1 protein-coding gene is annotated in these 1,075 nt (G+C 61.2%); it reads left to right on the top strand.

Annotation, left to right across the window (positions count from 1 at the left end):
- Nucleotides 1–113 precede the first annotated feature (113 nt).
- Nucleotides 114–1,058 (top strand): transposase, encoded by a 945-nt coding sequence (locus tag ACIPK7_RS29725; protein ID WP_192436289.1) that lies wholly within the window; start codon nt 114–116, stop codon nt 1,056–1,058.
- Nucleotides 1,059–1,075: the final 17 nt, after the last annotated feature.

Raw genomic sequence — 1,075 nt, 5'->3', positions numbered from 1 at the left:
GCGCCGATAAGGAATCCATCGGACTGGGTAGCCCCCCAGACCGACGATACCGGCAAGCCTGCGCCACTGTGAGCCCCCGACAGGCAGTTCCATCTTCAACGTCGGAGAGCCCCATGACAAGCCAGGTTGCGGTGATCGGAATTGATGTCGCCAAGGATTCGCTGAGTGTCTGCGATGCTCGAACGGGCGAAGTATTCGAGCTACGCAATGAGGCGTGCTCAATCAGGAACTGGCTCAAGACCCTGCCGCCCGGCTGCTCCATCGCCATTGAAGCGACGGGGATCTACCACGTCCTGGTTGCCACCTTGGCCCATGCCCGTGGCTGTCGGATCTACGTCATCAACGGCTATCGCCTGAGCAACTACCGCAAGGGTATTGGCGGGCGAAACAAGGATGATCGCAGCGATGCCCAACTGCTGGCCCGCTACCTGGCCCATGAGCAGGCGCAGCTGGATCCTTGGCAGCCGCCGAGCAAGGTGTATTGCCGCCTGCAGGCCATGCTGCATCGCCGAGCCGTGGTCGTTCGTAGTGCGACGTCTCTGCGCCAGAGTTTTTCTCAGGACCGGCAGCTGGCGAGTGCGCTAAAGCCAGTTCTCCAGCGCATGGCCGCCTTGGAGAGGAAGCTGGAAGCGACTATCCAGTCCGTGCTGGAGGATGCAGGCCTGACCGCTCAGAGCAAGCGCTGCCAAAAGGTCGAGGGTATCGGCCCACTGACGGCCGCCGCCTTGAACATGGCGTTCCTGCGCGGATATTTCCGCAACAGCGATGCATTCATCGCCTTCATAGGTCTGGATGTACGTCTGAAGGAATCGGGCCGCTACAGCGGTCGGCGCAAGCTGACCAAGCAGGGAGACCCTGAAATCCGCCGCCTGCTGCACAACGCAGCCATGGCTGCAGCCCGCACGCAAAGGTGGCAGGCGGTCTATCAAAGCTACCTGGCACGCGGACTGCAAAAGATCGAGGCGCTGACCGTCCTCGCCCGCAAATTGGCCCGGATTGCCTTTGCCCTGATGACGACTCAGCAACCGTATCGGACTGCGGCCGATACGGTGGGGTAGACATAGAATCTCCTACA

Origin of the sequence: Pseudomonas sp. NPDC086581, from assembly GCF_044746165.1 — a bacterium.
GTDB lineage: Bacteria > Pseudomonadota > Gammaproteobacteria > Pseudomonadales > Pseudomonadaceae > Pseudomonas.
Note: the sequence above shows the minus strand (reverse complement) of the source record. Positions and strands in the feature narration are given on the sequence as shown.